The following is a 21,221-nucleotide window of genomic DNA, read 5'->3' as shown; positions in this document are numbered from 1 at the left end:
TCACGCCCGCTTCGGCACACCGGCGCCGTCGGCGTACGGGGTGGGGACGCCCGCCTCCAGATAGAGCGCGGCCCCGCGTTCCCGGGCGCGCAGGGCCCAGCGCAGCCGTTCGTAGCGGACGGGCGGGAGCAGTCGGGCGGCCTCCTGTTCGGTGACGAAGCGCCAGCCGCGGAGTTCGGGTCCGGGCAGCAGGAGGCGTTCGGCGTCCGTGGAGGCGAGCCGGCCGCCGTCGAAGAGCAGGCGCAGCCCGCCGTAACCGGGCGGCGCGGGCGGCTCCCAGTCGACGACGAGGAGGGTGGGCACCTCGTCGAGGCGGATGCCGGTCTCCTCGGTGACCTCGCGCATGCCGGCGCGGGCGGGTGCCTCGCCGGGTTCGACGACGCCGCCGGGGAACTCCCAGCCGGCCTTGTAGGTGGGGTCGACGAGCAGCACCCGGTCCCGCTCGTCAAAGAGGAGTACGCCCGCGGCCAGCGTCTCCGCGGTCGGCTCCGGTGTCTGCACGATGTCGCAGGCGGGCACGGCACCGCCGGCGACGGCCTCGGCGATGCGCGCGGCCGTCTCGTACGGGGTGAGGGCGCTGGTGTCGATGGGGTGGGCGTCGGCGGTGAGCCAGGAGGCGAGCGCGGCCTTGTACGGCTCGATGTGGTCGTAGGACCACTGCCGGACGCGCAGCTCGCCGTCGGGGCGGTCAGGAGGGACCTCGCGGCCCGCTATTCGTTGGCGCAGGATCGTTTCGGCCGGGGCCAGGAGCACATGCCGGACGGGAATGCGGCGGGCGGCGAGGCCGCCGAAGATCTCGTCGCGGTACTCCTGGCGCAGCAGGGTCATGGGCACCACGAGGGTGCCGCCGAGTTCGGCGAGCATCGCGGCCGCCGTGTCGATCACCAGACGCCGCCAGATCGGGAGGTCCTGGAAGTCGCCGACCTCGGCGAGGCGCTTGGGCGGCAGCAGGTGCGTGAGTGCTCCGCCGACGACCTCGGGGTCGAAGAGCGTGCTGTTCGGGATCAGTTCGATCAGTTCCCGTGCGGTGGTGGTCTTTCCCGCACCGAACGTCCCGTTGATCCAAACGATCACGTTTCCCCCTCTTGAGTTGGCCCCCTGAGGCTTGCCCGCTCCACCCTGCCACGGAAACCAGCCCCAGTTGAGGGCGCACATGCCGACGGCGCCGGTGCCCGTGGTCACTGGGCACCGGCGCCGCCCGGCCGGGAGAGGGCCCGTCAGCCGTTGCCGCCGAGGGTGTCCTCGACGCCGTCCAGGCTGTCACTGGCGACGAGGTCCTGGGCGGTGCCGAGGGTGCGGTCCACGTCGAGGTCGCCGAGCGCGGAGTGGGCCTTCGCGTGGGACGGGGTGACGGCCGCGACGACGAAACCGGCGGCGAGGGAGGCGATGGCGAGCATGCTGCGCTTCTTCATGCCGTGTTCAACTGCGCGGGCGCCGCAGGGGTCACGCAGGCGCTCACCCGACCGGCGCCGATCCGGCCCCGGGGCCGTCGTTGCCCGGCGCCGCCGCACGCGGAGCCGGCGCGCACGCCGCCCATGGGCTTCAACAACTGGAACTCCACGCACTGCCGCGCCGACTTCGACGAGACCATGGTCAAGGCCATCGCGGACCTCTTCGTCGAGCGGGGCCTCAAGGACGCCGGGTACGAGTACGTCAACCTCGACGACTGCTGGGCGCTGCCGGAGCGGGACGAGAACGGCAGGCTCGTGCCGGGCCCGGTCCGCTTCCCGAACGGGATCAAGGCCGTCGCCGACCACGTCCACTCCAAAGGGCTGAAGTTCGGCATCTACACCAGCGCCGGCACCAAGACGTGCAGCGACATCGGCTTCCCCGGCGCGCTGGGCCACGAGTACAGCGACGCGCGGCAGTTCGCGCAGTGGGGCGTCGACTACCTCAAGTACGACAACTGCCACAACCAGGGCGTGGACGCGAAGCTGCGCTACACGACCATGCGCGACGCGCTCGCGGCGACCGGACGGCCCATCGTGTACAGCATCTGCGAATGGGGCCAGAACGAGCCCTGGGAATGGGCCGCCGACGTCGGGCACCTGTGGCGCACCACCGGCGACATCAGCGATAACTGGGGGTCGATGCTGTCGATCCTGAAGAAGAACCTGCCGCTCGCCGAGTACGCGGGACCGGGCCACTGGAACGACCCGGACATGCTGGAGGTCGGCAACGGAGGCATGACGGACACCGAGTACCGCTCGCACTTCTCGATGTGGGCGGTCATGGCCGCGCCGCTGCTCATCGGCACCGACCTGCGCAAGGCCTCCGACGAGACCTTCGACATCCTCGGCAATCGCGAGGTCGTCGCGGTCGACCAGGACCCGCTGGGCAAGCAGGGCACCGTCGTGTCCTCCGAGGGCGGACGCTGGGTCGTCGCCAAGGAGATGAAGGACGGCAGCCGCGCCGTGGCGCTGTTCAACGAGTCCGGCGGCCCGCAGCGCATCACCACGACCGCCGAGGCCGTCGGCCTGCCCGACGCGGACGCCTACACACTGCGCGACCTGTGGGAACACCGCACGGATCACACCGCCGGAACGATCTCGGCGACCGTACCGGCCCACGGCACGGTCCTCGTCCGCGTGGCCGCCGACACGCGCTGGGCCGAGCACCCGCCCGCCGTCGAACTCGGCGTGACCGGCGGCTCCTTCATGGAGGCCGGCGAGCCCGCCACGGTCACCACGTCGGTCACCGACCTCGGCCGAACACCGGCGAGGAACGTCTCCGTGGCGCTCGGCGGACCCGCGGGCTGGACGGTCCACGCCCAGTCCCCGACCGGCGCCGCCGTGCTCCCGCCGGGCGGCTCCCTGCGCACCACGTGGACGGTGACGGCCCCCGTCGGCACACCCACGGGCGCCCACGACCTGACCCTGAGGGCGAGTTGCCGCGCCCCGAACGGCGCCCGGGTCGACCGGACGCTGCCGCTGACCGCGACCGTGGTGACGGCGCCGCCCTCCGGCACGTCCTGGCTCGGCGACCTGCCGTGGCTGTCGGCCGCCAACGGCTGGGGCCCCGCCGAGCGCGACACCAGCAACGGGGAGAGCGCCGCGGGCGACGGCAACCCGATCACCATCGGCGGGGTCCGCTACGACAAGGGACTCGGCGTCCACGCGGAGAGCGCCGTCGAGTACTACGCCGGGGCCGCCTGCGAGACCGTCACCGCGGACGTCGGCGTGGACGACGAGAAGGGCACCGCGGGCACCGTCGCCTTCGAGATCTGGGCCGACGACACCCTGGTCGCCTCGACCGGCACCCTCACCAACGCGATGCCGCCCAGGCCGCTCACGGCCGACGTGACCGGCGCCGAACTGGTCAGGCTCGTCGTCACGGACGCCGGCGACGGCATCGACTCCGACCACGCGGACTGGGCCGACGCCCGCCTGACCTGCTGAGCCGGAGACACCCCGGGGCGGCGCCGGGACGACCGCGCGGACCGCACACGCGCGCCGGCGCCCGCTCCCGGGCCGGGCGGCTACACCCCCGCCACGGCCCGCCCCGAAAGCGCCGCTGCCGCCGCCCCCACCAGACCGGCGTCCGTGCCCATCCGGGCCGGGGCCACCGTGAGGCGCTGGACGAACGACAGCGTCGCGTAGGTGCTCAGGGCCTTGCGGAGCGGGGTGAACAGGATGTCGCCCGCCTTGCCCACTCCCCCGCCGATCACCACGATGTCGATCTCGACCAGGGTCGCGGTGGCCGCGATACCGGCGGCCAGCGCCTGCGCCGCCCGCTCGAAGGAGGCCACCGCGACCGGGTCGCCGCCCCGCGCGGCGGCGGCCACCGCCGCGGCGGAGGTGTCGCCGTCGGGACCGGGACGCCAGCCGCCCTCCAGGGCGCGGCGGGCGATGTTCGGGCCGCTCGCGAGACGCTCCACGCAGCCGCGCGAACCGCAGGGGCAGAGATCACCGTCCAGGTCGACGCTGATGTGGCCGATGTGGCCGGCGTTGCCCGTGGGTCCCGGATGCAGCCGCCCGTTCAGGACGAGGCCGCCGCCGACTCCCGTCGACACCACCATGCACAGCGCGTTGTCGTGGCCGCGGGCGGCGCCCTGCCAGTGCTCGGCCGCCGTGATCGCGACGCCGTCGCCGATCAGCTCGACGGGCAGGTCACCGGCGGCGTCGCGCACGCGCCGGACCAGCGGGTAGTCGCGCCAGCCGGGCACGTTGACCGGGCTGACGGTGCCCGCGGAGGCGTCGACCGGGCCCGCGCTGCCGATGCCGACGGCCGAGACCCGCGTCCACAGGGGCGACGCGGCCAGTTCGCCGAGCACGTCCTGCACGGCCCGCATCACGGTGTCGCCGTCCTCCCGTGCGGGCGTGGCGCGCTGGGCCCGCACCAGGATCTCGCCGTGGCCGTCCACCAGCGCCCCGGCGATCTTGGTGCCGCCGATGTCGAGCGCGGCCACGAGATTCGTGTGCATCAGAGTCGGATCTCCCCGTCCACCAAGCGAAAGCGTCGCGAAAATTGAGAAAGCAGCAGGCCGGTCGCGCGCCGAGGCGCGGGCCCAAGAGTGCGGTGGACAGTGTCTCCCGCATCTGACAACGTTGTCCAGGCTCTATGCTCGACGCCACATCCTCATACAAACCATGGACCGCCGCACCCCGTCGTACGACAGGACAGGACACCGCATCGTGCCCGAGACGCCCCGCCGAGCAGACCGCCTCCCCGGAAGCCGCTACGGCAATCGTCCGACCATGAAGGACGTGGCCGCCCGGGCCGGCGTGGGACTGAAGACGGTCTCCCGCGTGGTCAACGGCGAACCGGGCGTCACGCCGGAGACGGAGCGCCGCGTCCAGGAGGCCATCGACGCGCTCGGCTTCCGCCGCAACGACAGCGCGCGCGTGCTGCGCAAGGGCCGCACGGCGAGCATCGGCCTGGTGCTGGAGGACCTCGCGGACCCCTTCTACGGTCCGCTCAGCCGAGCGGTCGAGGAGGTGGCGCGGGCCCACGGCGCGCTGCTCATCAACGGCTCCAGCGCGGAGGACCCGGACCGGGAGCAGGAGCTCGTGCTGGCGCTGTGCGCACGGCGGGTGGACGGCCTGGTGGTGATCCCGGCCGGCGACGACCACCGGTATCTGGAGCCGGAGCTGAAGGCCGGTGTCGCGACGGTGTTCGTGGACCGCCCGGCCGGGCAGATCGACGCGGACGTCGTCCTGTCGGACAACTTCGGCGGCGCCCGGGACGGCGTCGCCCACCTCATCGCGCACGGGCACCGCCGCATCGGCTTCATCGGCGACATGCCGCGCATCCACACCGCCGCGGAGCGGCTGCGCGGCTACCGGGCGGCCATGGAGAACGCCGGGATACCGGTCAAGGACTCCTGGATGTCCCTCGGCGTCACCGACCCCGTGCGGGTGCGGCGGGCGGCCGAGGAGATGCTGTCCGACCCGAACCCGGTGACCGCGGTCTTCACGGGCAACAACCGGGTGACGGTCACCGTGATCCGGGTCCTCGCCGAGCAGTCCCGCCCGGTCGCCCTCGTCGGTTTCGACGACATCGAGCTCGCCGACCTGCTCCAACCGGGCGTGACGGTCGTCGCGCAGGACTCGGCGACCCTCGGCCGCACCGCCGCCGAGCGCCTCTTCCAGCAGCTGGACGGCACCCTGGTCGCGCCCGACCGCATCGAACTGCCGACCCGGCTCATCACTCGCGGCTCGGGTGAGCTGCCCCCGGCGGACTGAGCGGCGCATGGACGACCGCACCCTGGAGGCCCTCGGTCTGGCCGAGGCGCCGCGCGACCATCCGCTGCTCTATCCCGGGGCGTGGCCGGCGGACTCCGGTCTGCTGGACGGCGACCGGCTGCTGCCGCTGGACCGTCTGGTGCACGAGGACCGGGTCCCCATCCTCGCCGTCGGCTCCAACGCCTGCCCGGCCCAACTGCGGCACAAGACCACCGAGTTCGGCATCGACTCGCCGATTCCGATGGTCCGGGCCCGGGTCACCGGCCTCGACGTGGGCGTCTCGGCACACGTGAGCCGCATGGGCTACGTGTCGGCCTCCCCGTTCACCGCGCCCACCGCCGTACGGGAGTTGTTCCTGATCTGGCTCGACACCCGCCAGCTGGAGGTGATCGACGCGAGCGAGGGCGTACCGCTGCCGGGCGGCAACTACGACCGCGCCTGGCTGCCCGCTCCCGACGTACGGATCGAACTCGCCGACGGCACACTGCTGCCCGGCGCGTACGTGTACGTGAACCGGCACGGTGTCCTGCACAACGGCGCCCGGACCCCGCGCACCCACCCCGGCCAGCGCCCGCTGCTCGCCGAACTGCTGGCCACCCGGCCGCCGTTGCGCGAGCTGTTCGGCTCGACGCCGGAGGAGTTCTGCGCGCGGGCCCGCGCCGACCGGTGGCGGTGCGAGCGGGGCACGCGGGTGTTCGCCGAGGAGCGGCTGGTGACCGGGTCGGGTCTGGAGCGGTACGTGAGGGCTCAGCAGACGGGCAGTCCCGGCAGCGGCGCGTCGTTGTCGCCGCCCTGGATGTAGACGTCGCTGACGAAGACGCCCGCGTTGCCGCTGTCGTCGTCCGTCTTCGCCCACCACACGTTGGTCCACTCGCCGTACGTCTCGCGGCGGCCCAGGTTCTGCTGGCAGTAGAAGTAGTTGGTGCCCGCGTTGAGGACACCGGCCTCGGCGCCGGCCGCGGTGTAGGACTTGGCGGTGCGCCAGACCTGGCAGTTGTACTTGCCGCCGCCGATCGGGGTGCAGGCCGGCGGGGCCGTGGTCGTACCGCCGCCGCCCGTTGTCCCGCCGTCGCTCCCCGCGCCGCCGCCCGTGGCGCCGCCCGCCGAGGAGTTGTCGGGTCTCTTGGCGGCGGGCTTGTCCTCGGGGCTGCTCGCGCCCATGCCGTCCGGTGTCCGGGACGGTTCCCGGGTCTTCTCCTGCTCGCCCCGGCCGCTCGGCTCGGGGTCCTCGGAGAGTTCGCCGCGGGTGCGGTCCGGGTCGGGGGTGGCCGTGGCCGAGCTGCCGGGCCCGCCCGTCCGCGCGCCCGCTTCGGCGTCGCCGGGGTCGTTCAGGACGGTGACCGCGACACCGGTGGCGACGAGGACGACGGTGACGGCGGCGGCGGCGAGCAGCGCCGGGCCCTTGCGGCGACGCGGGGCGGAGCGGGACACGGGGCCGGTGGGCGCGGAGGTCCCGCCGGACGGCACGGCACCGGCCCCGGAGCCGGCACCGGGCCCGGCCGGACCGTGTCCCTGCGCGGCGTGGCCCGGCGCCGCGTACCCGGGAGGGCCGGACGTCGCGGGCCCGGCGTGACCCGGCGCCTCGTGCCCGGGACGGCCCGGCGCCGCATGTCCGGCGTGACCCGGCGCTCCCTGCCCGGGATGCCCCATCGCCCCGGCATGGCCTTGCGGCCCCTGCCCGGCGTGGCCGCCGGCCCAGTGCCCGGCGGAGCCCGCGTCCTGCGGCCCGTACGGGGCGGCGTGCCCCGGCCCGTACGCTCCGGGCGCCTGCTGTCCTTCGCCGGCCTGGCCCTGTCCCCATGCCTGTCCGCCCGGAAGGGCCGCCGCTCCGTAGCCCTGTCCCGCCCCGGGGGGCGTGCCCTGCGGCGGCCCGAATCCCGGGGGGACCGACGGGACGCCGAGTTCGGTCTCCGTCCGGAAGGGGGTCGGCGCCGGTCCGCGCAGCGGGGAGGTCGGCACGTCCGCGGGGCCGCCGTCCGCGACGGCCTGGAGCAGGGCGCGGGCCCGGTCGGCGTCCGGACGCGACTCGGGGCGCTTGTCCATCAGCTGCCGCAGGACGGGGCCGAGCGGACCGGCGCGCCGGGGCTCCGGCAGCGGGTCGGTGACGATCGCGGTGAGCGTGGAGAAGGTCGACGTACGGCGGAACGGCGAGGCGCCCTCGACGGCCGCGTACAGCGTGGCGCCGAGCGCCCACACGTCGGAGGCGGCGCCCGGCTGGGCGCCCTGGGCGCGCTCGGGTGCCAGGTAGTCGAGGGAGCCGACGAGTTCGCCGCTGCGGGTGAGGTGGGTGGCGGCGCCGTCGCCGGGGTCCTCCATCGTCGCGATGCCGAAGTCCGTGAGGACGACGCGGCCGGAGCGGTCCAGCAGGATGTTGCCGGGCTTGACGTCGCGGTGCAGCACGCCGGCCCGGTGCGCGGCGGCCAGCGCGTCCATGACCTTGGCGCCGATGCCGGCGGCCTCGCGCGGGTCGAGGGTGCCGCGGTCGCGCAGCACGTCGTCGAGGGACGGCCCGTCGACCAGCTCCATGACGATGAGCGGGCGGCCGTCGACCTCGGTCACGTCGTGGACGGCGACGACACCGGGGTGGCGCACCCGGGCCGCGGCGCGCGCCTCGCGCTGCATCCGCAGCCGCAGGTCGGCCAGTTCGGGCGCGTCGGCGTCGGTGTAGGTGCGCAGTTCCTTGACCGCGACCTCGCGGCCGAGCACCTCGTCCTCGGCCCGCCAGACCACTCCCATGCCCCCGCGGCCGAGCTGCGCCGTGACGCGATAGCGCCCGGCCAGCAGCCGGCCGGGTCCGTCCGCCTGTCCGTACTCCCCCGAAGACACCGCAGCCCCGTTCCTGTGACACCTGTGACATACGCGACGCACTGCGCGCGGGGTACAGCCTAGGCCGCGAAGTGGCGTCGTCGCCCGCAGGACGGCCGCGCGACGCCCGGCAGGCGCCACTTCGCGGACCCGGCCCGGGGGGCGGCGGTGACGTGACCGTTCGGTGCCGCGGGCCGTGACAGTCCGCTATGTGGCGGAGGCCGTCAGGTCACCGCGCCGGGGCGAGGCGAAGCCCTCCAGGTCGGCGCGGGTCAGGCCGGTCAGCCGGGCGACCTCGGCGACGTCGAGGGCGCCGCAGTCCAGGCCGCGCAGCAGGTAGCCGCTGAGGGCCTTGGCGGTGGCGGGCTCGTCCATGACGTCGCCGGAGGTGCGGCCGGCGTAGCGGGCGAGGCGGGCGGCGGCCTGCTCGAAGCCCTCGCGGTAGAAGGCGTAGACGGCGGCGTACCGGGTGGGGATGTGGCCGGGGTGCATGTCCCAGCCCTGGTAGTAGGCGCGGGCCAGGGCGCGGCGGGTGAGGCCGTAGTGCAGCCGCCAGGCGTCGTGGACCTTCGAAGTGGGGCCGACGGGCAGGACGTTGGTGGAGCCGTCCGAGACGCGTACGCCGGTGCCGGCGGCGGCGACCTGCATGACGGCCTTGGCGTGGTCGGCGGCCGGGTGGTCGCTGGCCTGGTGGGCGGCGGAGACGCCGAGGCAGGCGCTGTAGTCGAAGGTGCCGTAGTGCAGTCCGGTGGCGCGGCCCTCGGCGGCCCGGATCATGCGGGCGACGGCGGCGGTGCCGTCGGCGGCGAGGATGGACTGGCTGGTCTCGATCTGGATCTCGAAGCCGAGCCGGCCGGGCGCCAGACCGCGCGCCTTCTCGAAGGCCTCCAGCAGCCGCACCATCGCCGTGACCTGCTCGGGGTAGGTCACCTTCGGCAGGGTCAGGACCAGCCCGTCGGGCAGGCCGCCGGCCTCCGTCAGGCCGGTGAGGAAGATGTCGAGGGTGCGGATGCCACGGTCGCGCACCGGGGCCTCCATGCACTTCATGCGGATGCCCATGTACGGGGCCGCCGTGCCGGTCGCGCAGGCCTCGGCGATCAGCCGGGCGGCACGGGCGGCGGCCTCGTCCTCCTCGGCGTCCGGGCGGTTGCCGTAGCCGTCCTCGAAGTCGACGCGCAGGTCCTCGACGGGCTCGCGTTCCAGCTTGGCGCGCACGCGCGCGTACACCGGCTCGGCGAGTTCGTCGGACAGGCCGAGGACGGCGGCGAACGAGGCGGCGTCCGGGGCGTGTTCGTCGAGGAGGCCGAGGGCCTGGTCGCCCCAGGAGCGGATCGTTTCGGCGGTGAAGACGTCGCCGGGGACGTACACCGTGTGGACGGGCTGGCGGGTGCCGGGGTCTCCCGGGTAGCGGCGCTCCAGCTCGGCGTCGACCGGCGCGAGGGAGGCGCTGATCTCCTCGCGCACGGCGCCCGCGAGGCTCGTCGCCACGGTCTCCTGCTGGCCCTGACCCATTCCCACACCCTCCTGTTTTCCGCTGTACGGAATCAACAATCCGTAGAGCGAAGTTATCGGGCGAGCTTCCGCCTGGTCAACACCGTCTTACGTCCCGGTCGGCTTCGCACCTTCGGCCCGTGGACGGCGGGGCGGCGCGGCGCGGCCGGGGAGAGCGAGAGGCCCCCGTGACCGCGCGGGCCGCGCGGTCACGGGGGCCTTCGACGCCCTGGCAGGGATGGATCAGCCCTTGCGGGTCTTGATCTCCTCGGTGAGCTGCGGGACGACGTCGAACAGGTCGCCGACGACGCCGTAGTCGACCAGGTCGAAGATCGGGGCCTCGGCGTCCTTGTTGATCGCCACGATCGTCTTCGAGGTCTGCATGCCCGCGCGGTGCTGGATCGCACCCGAGATGCCGGAGGCGATGTACAACTGCGGCGATACGGACTTGCCGGTCTGGCCGACCTGGTTGGTGTGCGGGTACCAGCCGGCGTCGACGGCGGCACGCGAGGCACCGACGGCCGCGCCGAGGGAGTCGGCGAGCGCCTCGATGATCGCGAAGTTCTCCGCGCCGTTCACACCGCGGCCACCGGAGACCACGATCGCGGCCTCGGTCAGCTCCGGGCGGCCCGTCGACTCACGCGGCGTGCGGCCGGTGACCTTCGTACCGGTCGCCTTCTCGGAGAAGGTCACCGACAGCGCCTCGACCGCGCCGGCGGCCGGAGCGGCCTCGACGGCCGCGCTGTTGGGCTTGACCGTGATGACCGGAGTGCCCTTGGAGACACGGGACTTGGTGGTGAACGCGGCGGCGAACACCGACTGGGTGGCCACCGGACCCTCGTCGCCGGCCTCCAGGTCGACGGCGTCGGTGATGATGCCGGAGCCGATGCGCAGTGCCAGACGCGCGGCGATCTCCTTGCCCTCGGCGGAGGACGGCACCAGCACGGCGGCCGGGGACACGGCCTCGTAGGCGGCCTGCAGGGCGTCCACCTTCGGCACGACCAGGTACTCGGCGTACTCGGACGCCTCGTGCGTGAGGACCTTCACCGCACCGTGCTCGGCCAGCGCGGCGGCGGTGTCGGCGGCGCCGTTGCCCAGCGCGACGGCGACCGGCTCACCGATGCGGCGGGCCAGGGTCAGCAGCTCCAGGGTGGGCTTGCGGACGGCACCGTCCACGTGATCGACGTAGACGAGAACTTCAGCCATGGGATTGCTCTCCTGCTCGGAAAAGTAGCGGGGCGGTCAGCGAACCGGGGCTCAGATGAACTTCTGGCCCGCGAGGAACTCAGCGAGCTGCTTGCCGCCCTCGCCCTCGTCCTTGACGATCGTGCCGGCGGTACGGGCCGGACGCTCGGCCGCGGAGTCGACCACCGTGTAGGCACCCTCCAGGCCCACTTCCTCGGCCTCCAGGTCCAGGTCGGACAGGTCCCAGGACTCCACCGGCTTCTTCTTGGCCGCCATGATGCCCTTGAAGGACGGGTAGCGCGCCTCGCCCGACTGGTCGGTCACCGAGACCACGGCCGGCAGGGACGCCTCCAGCTGCTCGGAAGCGGCGTCGCCGTCCCGGCGGCCCTTGACGGTGCCGTCCTCGACGGAGACCTCAGAGAGCAGGGTGACCTGCGGGACGCCCAGGCGCTCCGCGAGCAGGGCCGGGACGACGCCCATGGTGCCGTCGGTCGACGCCATACCGGAGATGACCAGGTCGAAACCGGCCTTCTCGATCGCCTTCGCCAGCACCAGGGACGTGCCGATGGCGTCGGTGCCGTGCAGGTCGTCGTCCTCGACGTGGATGCCTTTGTCGGCGCCCATCGACAGCGCCTTGCGCAGCGCGTCCTTGGCGTCCTCGGGGCCGACGGTCAGGACGGTGACCTCGACGTCGTCGTCGGAGTTCTCGGAGATCTGCAGCGCCTGCTCGACCGCGTACTCGTCCAGCTCGGAGAGCAGACCGTCCACGTCGTCCCGGTCGACGGTCAGGTCATCGGCGAAGTGCCGGTCGCCAGTGGCGTCGGGCACGTACTTCACAGTGACAACGATCCTCAAGCTCACGCCGGCTCTCCTACTGCATCGTCATTTCTCGGCTGCCTGCTTGCAGGCAGCATAGGCGCCTCAAGCGGCTGATCCCGGTCGGGGCGACCCGCGCTCCGAACGAAATATTACTCGTCAGTACACCCAGTTCATGCCCGCTAAGCAAGCGCTTTGAACTGTGACCTGTGCAACGCAGCGTAACCGGAACCGGACCGTCACGCAGCAGCGGGACAGCCGCCCGGCAGGGCCTCAGTCGCGCAGACCGCTGAAGCGCCCCTGGTGGTAGACGAGGGGTCGACCGGTGCCCGAGGGATCCCCGAGGACGACCTCGGCCAGGACCACGCGGTGGTCGCCCGCGGGCACCCGCGCCACGACGCGGCCGACCATCCAGGCGAGGACGCCGTCGAGCACGGGCACCCCCTCCGGGCCCTCCCGCCAGACGGTGGGCGCGCCGAACCGGTCGGCGCCGCTGCGGGCGAAGGTGGCGGCCAGTTCCTGCTGGTGCTCGCCGAGTATGTGCACGCCGACGTGGTCGGTCGTGGCGATGGCGGGCCAGCTGGAGGCGCCGGTGCCGACGCCGAAGGAGATCATCGGGGGTTCGGCGGACACGGAGGTCAGCGAGGTGGCGGTGAAGCCGACCGGGCCGGTGCCGGACTGCGCGGTGATCACCGCGACTCCGGCCGCGTGCCGGCGGAAGAGGGAGCGCAGCAGGTCGGGCGAGGCGAGCCGGTGGGTGACGAGGTCGGGCGTGGCCGTCATGGAGTTGTCCTTCGGGGGAGGTGACGAGCGGGTCCTTGGCTGCTCAGCAGCCCGGACAGCGCGCGCTCGCGGTGCGGGCGAGGTCGATGTGCACCCGCCCGAAGAGAAGGAGTTCCGAAGGCATGCGCCTCAGGCTGACGATACGTGGTGCGCACAGTCAAGTACGTCCCGCGATGTGGGAGCCGGCTCACGGTCCGGCCACGGGTCGGACCGCGTCGCCGAGCGCGGCGATCACGTCGGCCTTGCGGGGCTGTCCGGTGGCGCGGCGCACCACCCGACCGCCGGCGTCGAGGACCAGCACGGTCGGCGTCTTGAGGATGTCCAGGGCGCGTACGAGGTCCAGGTGGGCCTCGGCGTCGACCTCGACGTGGGTCACGCCCGGGACCAGGCCGGCGACCTCGCCGAGGACGCGTCGGGTGGCCCGGCAAGGGGCGCAGAACGCGCTGGAGAACTGCACGAGCGTGGCCCGTTCGCCGAGTTCGGCGCCCAGTTCGGCCGCTCCGAGCCGTTTGCCGTCGTCGCGCCCGCGCACCCGCATCCTCCCGCTCCGCCGCCGTCGCAGCACTCCGTAGGCGCTCGCCGCCGCGAGCACCGCCAGGCACACCACCAGTCCGGTCATTGTCTGCACAAGCGTTCACGAGACCGCAAAGATTCCCGGCTCCCGGCGCGGGCCGTCGTGCGGAATGCTTGGTCCGCATGGACATCGATGCGAGAGGGCCCCGCTTCGGGGCGGCCGTGACGACCGTCGTCCTGGCGGTCGCGCTGATCACCGGGAGCCCGTGGCTGCTGGCCTGGCAGACACTGGCGTTCGCGCTGGGCGCCGCGGGCGGCGTGGGCCGCTCGCCGTACGGGTGGCTGTTCCGCAGGGCGATTCGGCCGCGGCTCGGACCTCCGACGGAGTTCGAGGCGCCGCAACCCCCGCGCTTCGCGCAGGCGGTGGGGCTGCTGTTCGCGGGCGTCGGCCTGGTCGGTTTCGCGCTGGGCCCGCAGTGGCTGGGACTGGCCACGACGGGCGCGGCGCTCGCGGCGGCCTTCCTCAATGCCGCTTTCGGGTACTGCCTGGGCTGCGAGTCGTACCTGTTCGTACGGCGTGTGGCGGTTCGGGCCGAGCAATGAGCGCGTAAAAGCCCGAGGTGGGGCAGGTGGGCCAACGTGACGAGAATCTCGCGGTTGGCGGGCGGGAGGACTGGCTACCCGGACGTTCTTCGGGCACCATCTCGACAAGCCGTAAACCTACGGCTGCGTAACTTTCCGCCGGGAGTCCCCTTCCCAGGCAGAGAAGGAAGGGTCCATCCTGCCCATGGCAGAACTCGTTTACCGTCCCGTTGTCGGTCTCGCCCGCACGATGTTCAAGGTGTGGGACCTCAAGATCGATTGCCAGGGGTCGGAGAACATCCCGCGCTCGGGCGGCGCCGTGCTGGTGAGCAACCACATCAGCTACCTGGACTTCATCTTCAACGGCCTGGCGGCGCTGCCGCAGAAGCGTCTCGTCCGGTTCATGGCGAAGGAGGCCGTGTTCCGGCACAAGATCTCCGGCCCGCTGATGCGCGGCATGAAGCACATCCCCGTGGACCGCAAGCAGGGCGAGGCGGCGTACGAGCACGCCCTCGACTCGCTGCGGTCCGGTGAGATCGTCGGAGTCTTCCCCGAGGCGACCATCTCGCAGTCGTTCACGCTCAAGAGTTTCAAGTCCGGTGCCGCGCGCCTGGCCCAGGAGGCGGGCGTCCCGCTGGTCCCGATGGCCGTGTGGGGCACGCAGCGGCTGTGGACCAAGGGCCACCCGCGCAACTTCAAGCGCAGCCACACGCCGATCACCATCCGTGTCGGCGAGGCGATCGAGGCGTCCCGCGACAAGTACGCGGGCGCGATCACGCGGCAGTTGCGCGAGCGGGTGCAGGAGCTCCTCGACGCCGCGCAGCGCGCCTACCCCGTGCGCCCGAAGGACGCCGACGACACGTGGTGGCTCCCGGCGCACCTCGGCGGTACGGCGCCGACCCCGGAGCAGGTCCGCGAGGCGGAGGCACGCTGACCGCCGCGCTCCGGCCGTCCCGCCGCCGCCCATGAGGCCCGGCCCGTGACGGCGGAGCCGGACGCTGTCCGGTCGGCTCCGGTACGAGGGCCGCGCTACGGGGGCGAACGACGCGGCGCCGGATCACGGTGTTCGTGACGGCGCCCGCGGTCTTCTCCTCGACGAATCCGCCCCTCATGCCGGCGGGGAGGCCGGCGACCGGACCGGGTCAGTCGCGCGGCGGGGTGCGGGCCGGGTCGGCGGGGCGGACGGTGACGCGGGCTCCCGGGCTGAACTTCTCCAGCAGTTCGGCGAGTTCGGCGGCGGCCTTCTCGACGTCGGCGACCGGCATCGGTGCGAGGCTCTCCAGCAGGAAGATGCCCGAGGTGGTCTCCTCGGTGAGCCGGGTGCGCGGCCCCTGGCGCCAGTTCCAGCGGCGGCAGGTCACCCCGGCGTCGTCGCGCCACACCACCTCGCCCGCCTCGGGGTGCTCGACCGTCTCCGCTCCCCCGGCGACGGTCACGAAGTCCTCCTCGCCGGTCGCACGGACGAGACGCATGCCGCCCTCGATGCGGTCGGTGTCCTCGCCGCCGACGGGGATCAGGTGGGCGACGCTGATGGCGTTGTAGAGGTCCACGAGCAGGTTGATCCGGGGCAGCCCCGACTCCGACAGGGCCCGCTTGGCCAGCGCCTCCGCGGAGTTGCGGGTGCGGGACGGCTTCGCGCCGAACGACGTGTACGCCTCCCGCCATGCCGCCATGTGCGGGTCCTCGTGCGGGGCGCGCCCGGCGAGGCGGGCGGCGAGCCGGCGGGTCGCGTCGTCGAGGAGGGCGGAACCGGCGTCGGTGCTGGGGCCGTTGAACAGACCGTGCGCCTCGACGGCGACGTGGGTGAAGCCGGGCGCGAGGGCGCGCACCTCGTCGGACACGGTCAGGGTGAGCGTCATGGTCCGCCTTGTCTCAGAGTGCGGTGGGGAGCGTCGTCCACAGGGTGGGCCGGTCGGGGGCGGCTTTGAGGGCGTCCAGCACGACCGGGTGAGGTTTAGCATACAGGACTGGGTAGTCCAGTTCATTGGACTCGGAGTCGGGGGTGAAGGCCAGCCGTTCACCGTCGAGGGAGAACCGGGCGTCGACACCCGGCTTGTTGCCTCGGGGGTCCTGGCGGTGCCAGGCGCCGTTGAAGCGGACGGCGACCAGGCCGTGGACGACCTCGAACTGCTGGTAGCACAGCGCGGTGGGGATGTCCTCGGCCCGCAGCAGCGCGGCGAGCGCGTGAGCCTTGGCGTGACAGATGCCGGTCCCCTGCGCGAGGACGTCGGAGGCGCGCCAGGTGACACGGAGATCGCCGGAGTCCTGGGAGTGCGGGATGGCATCGCGCACGAACTCGAACGCTACGCGCGCATACTCATACGAGTCCGCCACTCCACCAGCGAGCCTCGCGGCGGCCTCCCGGACGAGCGGGTGATCGTGGTCGATCGCCTCGTCGGCGGCCAAGTAGGCGGAGAGGTCGGGTGTTTCCTGGATCAGCTGCATGGCCGCAGAGCATAGGTATGCGGCCGATCCGGAGTCAATGCATTTCCGATCGACCGCATACCTATGCACGCGATGGTCTTGTACGGCTAGCGGGCCATCTCCTCCTTGAGGGCGGCCACGAACGCGTCCACGTCCTCCTCGGTCGTGTCGAAGGCGCACATCCAGCGGACGTCGCCCGCGCTCTCGTCCCAGAAGTAGAACCGGAACCGCTTCTGCAGCCGCTCGCTCACGTCGTGCGGGAGCCGCGCGAAGACCGCGTTGGCCTGCACCGGGTAGAGGATCTCCACACCGTGCACGGCGCGCACGCCCTCGGCGAGGCGCTGGGCCATCTCGTTGGAGTGCCGGGCGTTGCGCAGCCACAGGTCCTTGGCGAGCAGCGCCTCCAGCTGCACCGACACGAAGCGCATCTTGGAGGCGAGCTGCATGGACATCTTGCGCAGGTGCTTCATGCGGCGCACGGCGTCCGGGTCGATGACCACGACGGCCTCGCCGAACAGGGCGCCGTTCTTGGTACCGCCCAGGGACAGGATGTCGACGCCGACCGCGTTGGTGAAGGTCCGCATGGGGACGTTCAGGGAGGCGGCGGCGTTGGCTATCCGGGAGCCGTCCAGGTGCACCTTCATGCCGTGCGCGTGGGCGTGCTCGCAGATGGCCCGGATCTCCTCCGGCGTGTAGAGCGTGCCGAGCTCGGTGCTCTGGGTGATCGAGACGACCTGCGGCATCGCGCGGTGCTCGTCCTCCCAGCCGTACGCCTGCCGGTCGATCAGCTCGGGGGTGAGCTTGCCGTCGGGCGTGGGCACGGTGAGCAGCTTGAGGCCGCCCATGCGCTCGGGTGCGCCGCCCTCGTCGACGTTGATGTGCGCGCTCTCGGCGCAGATCACCGCGCCCCAGCGGTCGGTGACCGCCTGGAGCGCGACGACGTTCGCGCCGGTGCCGTTGAACACCGGGAAGGCCTCGGCGCTCGCGCCGAAGTGGCTGCGCACGATCCGCTGGAGGTTCTCGGTGTAGGCGTCCTCGCCGTACGCGACCTGGTGCCCGCCGTTGGCGAGGGCCAGGGCGGCGAGCACCTCCGGGTGGGCCCCGGCGTAGTTGTCACTGGCGAAACCGCGGACCTCCGGGTCGTGATGGCGACGCGCGTCGGTCTTCGGGGGGTTCACGGCTTCTCGGTCAGCCACAGACGGTTTCCGTTCACTTCCGCGGCGGGCTTCTCCCAGACTCCGGCGATGGCCTCGGCCAGGTCCTTGACGTCCGTGAAGCCCGCGAACTTCGCGTTGGGCCGCTCGGCGCGCATCGCGTCGTGGACCAACGCCTTGACCACCAGGATCGCAGCAGCGGACGTCGGACCCTGCTCGCCCCCCGCCTTGCGGAAGTAGTCGGCCATGGCCAGCGTCCACGCCTCGGCCGCGGCCTTGGCGGCGGAGTACGCGGCGTTGCCGGCGGTCGGGCTGCTCGCGCCCGCGGCACTGATCAGGACGTAGCGGCCGCGGTCGCTGCGCTGCAGTGCCTCGTGGAAGGCGAGGGAGGTGTGCTGCACGGTGCGGATGAGCAGCTTCTCCAGCAGGTCCCAGTCGTCCAGGTCGGTCTTGGTGAAGGTCTGGCTGCCGCGCCAGCCGCCGACGAGGTGGACCAGGCCGTCGACGCGGCCGAAGTCCTTCTCGATGCGGGCGGCCCAGTCCCGGGCGGAGTCCAGGTCGAGCAGGTCGACCTTCTCGCCGGTGACCGTGGCGCCGCCGTGCGCGTAGCGGGCCGCGTCCACGGCCTCGGCGAGCCGCTCCGGGTCGTTGTCCGAACCGATGACGGTCGCGCCCGCCTCGGCGAGCCTGAGCAGCGCCGCCCGGCCGGCGGGTCCGCCCGCTCCGGCCACCGCGACGACCGCGCCGTCGAGAGCCCCGTTCCCCATGTTCCTCGCCTCCAGCGATGCTTCGTCGGTGCGGTCGCTCACGCGGCGACCTGCTCGGCGCCGTCCGCCGTGATCCCCTTGGTTGAGGCGATCACCTTCTTCAGCTTCTTGGACAGGGCCTCGTAGAACATGCTGAGCGGAAACTCGTCGGCGAGCACCTCGTCGACGAGCTTGCGCGGCGGCTGGGTCAGGTCCAGGGCGTCGGGGCCCTTGGCCCACGTGGAGCCGGGGTGCGGGGCGAGGTAGGTGGAGACCAGTTCGTAGCCGGCGAACCAGTGGACGAGCTTGGGGCGGTCGATGCCGTCCCGGTAGAGCGTCTCGATCTCGGCGCACAGCTGGTTGGTGACCTGCGGGGCGCGCTGCCAGTCGATGGACAGCTTGTTGTCGGTCCAGCGGACCACGTCGTGCTTGTGCAGGTAGGCGAAGAGGAGCTGGCCGCCGAGGCCGTCGTAGTTGCGGACGCGCTCGCCGGTGACCGGGAAGCGGAACATGCGGTCGAAGAGGACCGCGTACTGCACGTCGCGGGCCTGGGGGACGCCCTCCTCGGCGAGCTGCACGGCCTCCTTGAAGGCGGTGAGGTCGCAGCGCAGCTCCTCCAGGCCGTACATCCAGAACGGCTGGCGCTGCTTGATCATGAAGGGGTCGAAGGGCAGGTCGCCGTGGCTGTGGGTGCGGTCGTGGACCATGTCCCACAGCACGAAGGCCTCCTCGCAGCGCTTCTGGTCGTGCACCATCGCGGCGACGTCCTCGGGCAGTTCCAGGCCCAGGATGTCCACGGCGGCGGCGGTGACCCGGCGGAAGCGGGCGGCCTCGCGGTCGCAGAAGATGCCGCCCCAGGTGAAGCGCTCGGGGGCCTCGCGCACGGCGATCGTCTCGGGGAAGAGGACGGCCGAGTTGGTGTCGTAGCCGGCCGTGAAGTCCTCGAAGGTGATGCCGCAGAACAGCGGGTTGTCGTAGCGGGTGCGCTCCAGCTCGGCCAGCCACTCGGGCCAGACCATGCGCAGCACGACCGCTTCGAGATTGCGGTCGGGGTTGCCGTTCTGCGTGTACATCGGAAAGACCACGAGGTGCTGGAGGCCGTCCACGCGGTTGGCGGCGGGCTGGAAGGCCAGCAGCGAGTCCAGGAAGTCCGGCACCTGGAAGCCGCCCTCGGCCCAGCGGCCCAGGTCCCGCACGAGGGCCTCGTGGTAGGCGCGGTCGTGCGGCAGCAGCGGGGACAGCTCGCGCACGGCGTCGCAGACGCGCTGCACGGCGCGCTCGGCGTCGGCGCGGGCCGGGGCTTTCTCGGCGGCGAAGTCGATCGATCCGTCCTTGGACTGCCATGGCCGGATCTGCTCCACGGCATCCTTGAGCACGGGCCACGCCGGGTGCTCCACCACCCTGGCCGCCGGAGGAACCTTCTCCTCCGCACCCACCTGCACAAGAATTTCCGTCATGTCCCATCCTCCACGGGAGAAGCTGTGTGAGGACACCGTAGGCATACGAGGTTTCTCCCAGCAAGAGGATCATCCGGAAATTATCCTGCCCACCCCCACCCTTCGCCGCACTTTTTCCTGCCGGACACGCTCCGGGGGTCGCGCCGGCCCAGGGTCCGGGGGGTACGTTTCGACGCGGGCCGTTAGGCTGCGGCCCTGCCGTGCGGACGGTTCCCTTCCGTTCCGTCCGCCGAGCCGCCGTCGACGGAAGCGAGTGGAACCTTGAGCCTCCTCACCATCGGTCACCGCGGGGTCATGGGCGTCGAGCCCGAGAACACGCTGCGGTCGTTCGTCGCCGCCGAGCGCGCCGGTCTGGACGCCATCGAGCTCGACCTGCACCTGAGCAAGGACGGCGCCCTGGTCGTCATGCACGACCTGGACGTGGACCGCACGACCGACGGCAGCGGCCCGATCGCCGAGCAGACCCTCGACGAGCTGCGCGCCCTGGACGCGGGCCGGGGAGAACGGGTCCCGGTGTTCGAGGAGGTCCTGGACGCCGTGCGGGCCCCGCTGCAGGCCGAGATCAAGGACGTGGCGGCGGCCCGGGCGCTGGCCGAGGTGATGCTGGAGCGGGACCTGGTGCCGCGCGTGGAGGTGTCCTCGTTCCACGACGAGGCCATCACCGAGATCGCCCGGCTGGTGCCGGGTGTGCGCACGGCGCTCATCGCCAGCCGGTACGGCCTCGACGTGGTGGACCGCGCCGTCGAGGCGGGCGCGGCGACCGTCTGCCTCAACATCCGCCGGCTGACGCTGGAGGTCGTGGAGCACGCCCGCAAGGCGGACCTGCGGATCATCGGCTGGGTGGTCAACACCCAGGAGCATCTGCGGCTCGCGCACGCCCTGGAGCTGGACGGCGCGACCACCGACTACCCGGAGATCAAGCGCACCGGCCGCTTCACGGCCTGACGCTCAGCGAAGCTCCTTGACCAGCAGCTCGAACTCCAGGTCGTCGCGCTGCGGGATGCCGAAGCGCTCGTCGCCGTAGGGGAACGGGGTCATCCGTCCCGTACGGCGGTAGCCGCGGCGCTCGTACCAGGCGATGAGGTCCTCGCGCACGGAAATCACGGTCATGTGCATCTCCGTGACGCCCCAGGTCTCCCGGGCCTGCCGCTCGGCCTGCGCGAGGACGGTCTTGCCGACGCCGCCGCCCTGGACCGCGGGGCTGACCGCGAACATGCCGAAGTAGGCGTGCTCACCGCGGTGTTCGAGCTGGCAGCAGGCGATGATCCGGCCGTCCCGCTCGACGGTCAGCAGCCTGCTGTCGGGGCCCTTGATGACCTCGATCACGCCCTCCGGGTCGGTCCGCTGCCCCTCCAGGATGTCCGCCTCGGTGGTCCACCCGGCCCGGCTGGCGTCCCCGCGGTACGCCGACTCGATCAGCGCCACCAGGTCGGCCACGTCGGCGTCCCGGGCGTCGCGGAAGGTCAGTCCGGTGGAGGCGGTGGTGGCGGTCACGGGATCCATGAGGGACCTCTCCGTTTCTGGACGCGGCACGGGCGGGGTCGAGCCTAGCGCTGCCGTCGGCCGCGTCCGCACGGTGGC

The 21,221-nt window shown here is 72.5% G+C and carries 21 protein-coding genes; 6 read left to right on the top strand and 15 right to left on the bottom strand.

All coding sequences use genetic code 11. From position 1 onward, the window contains the following. Complete coding sequence (locus QC282_RS17280; protein ID WP_279550333.1) at positions 1 to 1,074, bottom strand: NUDIX hydrolase; 1,074 nt, start codon at positions 1,072 to 1,074, stop codon at positions 1 to 3. Positions 1,075 to 1,217: 143 nt separating this feature from the next. Then, positions 1,218 to 1,412, bottom strand: a complete 195-nt coding sequence (locus QC282_RS17275) for a hypothetical protein (protein WP_279550332.1) — start codon at positions 1,410 to 1,412, stop codon at positions 1,218 to 1,220. Positions 1,413 to 1,535: 123 nt separating this feature from the next. Here QC282_RS17275 and QC282_RS17270 point away from each other — a divergent pair, with 123 nt between their 5' ends. Then, positions 1,536 to 3,398: an NPCBM/NEW2 domain-containing protein gene (locus QC282_RS17270; RefSeq protein ID WP_279550331.1), complete on the top strand. Its 1,863-nt coding sequence runs from the start codon at positions 1,536 to 1,538 to the stop codon at positions 3,396 to 3,398. A gap of 80 nt (positions 3,399 to 3,478) precedes the next feature. Here the strand turns inward: QC282_RS17270 and QC282_RS17265 are convergent, their stop codons facing one another. Continuing rightward, positions 3,479 to 4,423: an ROK family protein gene (locus tag QC282_RS17265; RefSeq protein WP_279550330.1), complete on the bottom strand. Its 945-nt coding sequence runs from the start codon at positions 4,421 to 4,423 to the stop codon at positions 3,479 to 3,481. 166 nt (positions 4,424 to 4,589) lie between these two features. On the opposite strand from QC282_RS17265, the gene QC282_RS17260 reads away from it, so the two are divergent. Together QC282_RS17260 and QC282_RS17255 are read left to right on the top strand one after the other, a co-directional pair. Beyond that, positions 4,590 to 5,684, top strand: coding sequence for a LacI family DNA-binding transcriptional regulator (locus tag QC282_RS17260; RefSeq protein WP_279550329.1), 1,095 nt, complete (start codon positions 4,590 to 4,592; stop codon positions 5,682 to 5,684). Between the two features lie 7 nt (positions 5,685 to 5,691). After that, complete coding sequence (locus QC282_RS17255; protein WP_279550328.1) at positions 5,692 to 6,486, top strand: hypothetical protein; 795 nt, start codon at positions 5,692 to 5,694, stop codon at positions 6,484 to 6,486. Here QC282_RS17255 and QC282_RS17250 read toward each other — a convergent pair. The 6 genes from QC282_RS17250 to QC282_RS17225 all read right to left on the bottom strand — a co-directional run bounded on the left by QC282_RS17250 (position 6,432) and on the right by QC282_RS17225 (position 13,383). Further along, positions 6,432 to 8,510 (bottom strand): serine/threonine-protein kinase, encoded by a 2,079-nt coding sequence (locus QC282_RS17250; protein WP_279550327.1) that lies wholly within the window; start codon positions 8,508 to 8,510, stop codon positions 6,432 to 6,434. The genes QC282_RS17255 and QC282_RS17250 overlap by 55 nt on opposite strands. 186 nt (positions 8,511 to 8,696) lie before the next feature. Continuing rightward, positions 8,697 to 10,001: an aldolase/citrate lyase family protein gene (locus QC282_RS17245; protein WP_279550326.1), complete on the bottom strand. Its 1,305-nt coding sequence runs from the start codon at positions 9,999 to 10,001 to the stop codon at positions 8,697 to 8,699. A gap of 222 nt (positions 10,002 to 10,223) precedes the next feature. Further along, positions 10,224 to 11,186, bottom strand: coding sequence for an electron transfer flavoprotein subunit alpha/FixB family protein (locus QC282_RS17240; RefSeq protein WP_279550325.1), 963 nt, complete (start codon positions 11,184 to 11,186; stop codon positions 10,224 to 10,226). A gap of 51 nt (positions 11,187 to 11,237) precedes the next feature. Then, complete coding sequence (locus QC282_RS17235; RefSeq protein ID WP_279550324.1) at positions 11,238 to 12,026, bottom strand: electron transfer flavoprotein subunit beta/FixA family protein; 789 nt, start codon at positions 12,024 to 12,026, stop codon at positions 11,238 to 11,240. A gap of 228 nt (positions 12,027 to 12,254) precedes the next feature. Beyond that, positions 12,255 to 12,764 (bottom strand): flavin reductase family protein, encoded by a 510-nt coding sequence (locus tag QC282_RS17230; RefSeq protein WP_279550323.1) that lies wholly within the window; start codon positions 12,762 to 12,764, stop codon positions 12,255 to 12,257. A gap of 187 nt (positions 12,765 to 12,951) precedes the next feature. Next, complete coding sequence (locus QC282_RS17225; RefSeq protein ID WP_279550322.1) at positions 12,952 to 13,383, bottom strand: thioredoxin family protein; 432 nt, start codon at positions 13,381 to 13,383, stop codon at positions 12,952 to 12,954. A 77-nt stretch (positions 13,384 to 13,460) separates the two neighbouring features. Between QC282_RS17225 and QC282_RS17220 the strand changes: the two genes are divergently transcribed. After that, positions 13,461 to 13,880, top strand: a complete 420-nt coding sequence (locus QC282_RS17220) for a DUF4395 domain-containing protein (protein WP_279550321.1) — start codon at positions 13,461 to 13,463, stop codon at positions 13,878 to 13,880. Positions 13,881 to 14,064: 184 nt separating this feature from the next. Continuing rightward, complete coding sequence (locus QC282_RS17215) at positions 14,065 to 14,793, top strand: lysophospholipid acyltransferase family protein (protein ID WP_279550320.1); 729 nt, start codon at positions 14,065 to 14,067, stop codon at positions 14,791 to 14,793. Between the two features lie 208 nt (positions 14,794 to 15,001). Here QC282_RS17215 and QC282_RS17210 read toward each other — a convergent pair whose 3' ends face one another. From QC282_RS17210 to QC282_RS17190, 5 genes are all read right to left on the bottom strand, one after another. Further along, a complete protein-coding gene (locus tag QC282_RS17210) occupies positions 15,002 to 15,718 on the bottom strand; it encodes a B3/4 domain-containing protein (protein ID WP_279550319.1) in 717 nt (238 codons plus the stop codon). Between the two features lie 13 nt (positions 15,719 to 15,731). Beyond that, positions 15,732 to 16,304 carry a transglutaminase domain-containing protein gene (locus QC282_RS17205; protein ID WP_279550318.1) on the bottom strand — a complete coding sequence of 191 codons (573 nt, stop codon included), beginning with the start codon at positions 16,302 to 16,304 and terminating at the stop codon, positions 15,732 to 15,734. Positions 16,305 to 16,390: 86 nt separating this feature from the next. Further along, positions 16,391 to 17,461, bottom strand: coding sequence for a low specificity L-threonine aldolase (locus tag QC282_RS17200; RefSeq protein WP_279550317.1), 1,071 nt, complete (start codon positions 17,459 to 17,461; stop codon positions 16,391 to 16,393). Beyond that, the gene (locus QC282_RS17195) at positions 17,458 to 18,204 is read right to left on the bottom strand and encodes an SDR family NAD(P)-dependent oxidoreductase (protein WP_279550417.1); all 747 of its coding nucleotides are present in this window, start codon (positions 18,202 to 18,204) and stop codon (positions 17,458 to 17,460) included. Before QC282_RS17195 ends, QC282_RS17200 begins: the two co-directional genes overlap by 4 nt. 38 nt (positions 18,205 to 18,242) lie before the next feature. Beyond that, on the bottom strand, positions 18,243 to 19,640 hold the full coding sequence (locus tag QC282_RS17190; RefSeq protein ID WP_279550316.1) for a DUF6421 family protein: 1,398 nt from the start codon (positions 19,638 to 19,640) through the stop codon (positions 18,243 to 18,245). A gap of 261 nt (positions 19,641 to 19,901) precedes the next feature. On the opposite strand from QC282_RS17190, the gene QC282_RS17185 reads away from it, so the two are divergent. Further along, positions 19,902 to 20,585: a glycerophosphodiester phosphodiesterase family protein gene (locus QC282_RS17185; RefSeq protein WP_279550315.1), complete on the top strand. Its 684-nt coding sequence runs from the start codon at positions 19,902 to 19,904 to the stop codon at positions 20,583 to 20,585. Positions 20,586 to 20,588: 3 nt separating this feature from the next. Here QC282_RS17185 and QC282_RS17180 read toward each other — a convergent pair whose 3' ends face one another. Continuing rightward, positions 20,589 to 21,143 carry a GNAT family N-acetyltransferase gene (locus QC282_RS17180; protein WP_279550314.1) on the bottom strand — a complete coding sequence of 185 codons (555 nt, stop codon included), beginning with the start codon at positions 21,141 to 21,143 and terminating at the stop codon, positions 20,589 to 20,591. Positions 21,144 to 21,221: the final 78 nt, after the last annotated feature.

Source organism: Streptomyces sp. DH24, from assembly GCF_029813775.1.
Classification (GTDB): domain Bacteria; phylum Actinomycetota; class Actinomycetes; order Streptomycetales; family Streptomycetaceae; genus Streptomyces.
Note: the sequence above shows the minus strand (reverse complement) of the source record. Positions and strands in the feature narration are given on the sequence as shown.

What these genes read in the sequence shown, in the direction of transcription:
- QC282_RS17275 (WP_279550332.1), bottom strand. Translation starts at nt 1,412, where the DNA reads ATGAAGAAGCGCAGCATGCTCGCCATCGCCTCCCTCGCCGCCGGTTTC.
- QC282_RS17270 (WP_279550331.1), top strand. Translation starts at nt 1,536, where the DNA reads ATGGGCTTCAACAACTGGAACTCCACGCACTGCCGCGCCGACTTCGAC.
- QC282_RS17265 (WP_279550330.1), bottom strand. Translation starts at nt 4,423, where the DNA reads ATGCACACGAATCTCGTGGCCGCGCTCGACATCGGCGGCACCAAGATC.
- QC282_RS17260 (WP_279550329.1), top strand. Translation starts at nt 4,590, where the DNA reads ATGGACCGCCGCACCCCGTCGTACGACAGGACAGGACACCGCATCGTG.
- QC282_RS17255 (WP_279550328.1), top strand. Translation starts at nt 5,692, where the DNA reads ATGGACGACCGCACCCTGGAGGCCCTCGGTCTGGCCGAGGCGCCGCGC.
- QC282_RS17245 (WP_279550326.1), bottom strand. Translation starts at nt 10,001, where the DNA reads ATGGGTCAGGGCCAGCAGGAGACCGTGGCGACGAGCCTCGCGGGCGCC.
- QC282_RS17240 (WP_279550325.1), bottom strand. Translation starts at nt 11,186, where the DNA reads ATGGCTGAAGTTCTCGTCTACGTCGATCACGTGGACGGTGCCGTCCGC.
- QC282_RS17230 (WP_279550323.1), bottom strand. Translation starts at nt 12,764, where the DNA reads ATGACGGCCACGCCCGACCTCGTCACCCACCGGCTCGCCTCGCCCGAC.
- QC282_RS17225 (WP_279550322.1), bottom strand. Translation starts at nt 13,383, where the DNA reads ATGACCGGACTGGTGGTGTGCCTGGCGGTGCTCGCGGCGGCGAGCGCC.
- QC282_RS17220 (WP_279550321.1), top strand. Translation starts at nt 13,461, where the DNA reads ATGGACATCGATGCGAGAGGGCCCCGCTTCGGGGCGGCCGTGACGACC.
- QC282_RS17215 (WP_279550320.1), top strand. Translation starts at nt 14,065, where the DNA reads ATGGCAGAACTCGTTTACCGTCCCGTTGTCGGTCTCGCCCGCACGATG.
- QC282_RS17210 (WP_279550319.1), bottom strand. Translation starts at nt 15,718, where the DNA reads ATGACGCTCACCCTGACCGTGTCCGACGAGGTGCGCGCCCTCGCGCCC.
- QC282_RS17205 (WP_279550318.1), bottom strand. Translation starts at nt 16,304, where the DNA reads ATGCAGCTGATCCAGGAAACACCCGACCTCTCCGCCTACTTGGCCGCC.
- QC282_RS17195 (WP_279550417.1), bottom strand. Translation starts at nt 18,204, where the DNA reads ATGGGGAACGGGGCTCTCGACGGCGCGGTCGTCGCGGTGGCCGGAGCG.
- QC282_RS17190 (WP_279550316.1), bottom strand. Translation starts at nt 19,640, where the DNA reads ATGACGGAAATTCTTGTGCAGGTGGGTGCGGAGGAGAAGGTTCCTCCG.
- QC282_RS17180 (WP_279550314.1), bottom strand. Translation starts at nt 21,143, where the DNA reads ATGGATCCCGTGACCGCCACCACCGCCTCCACCGGACTGACCTTCCGC.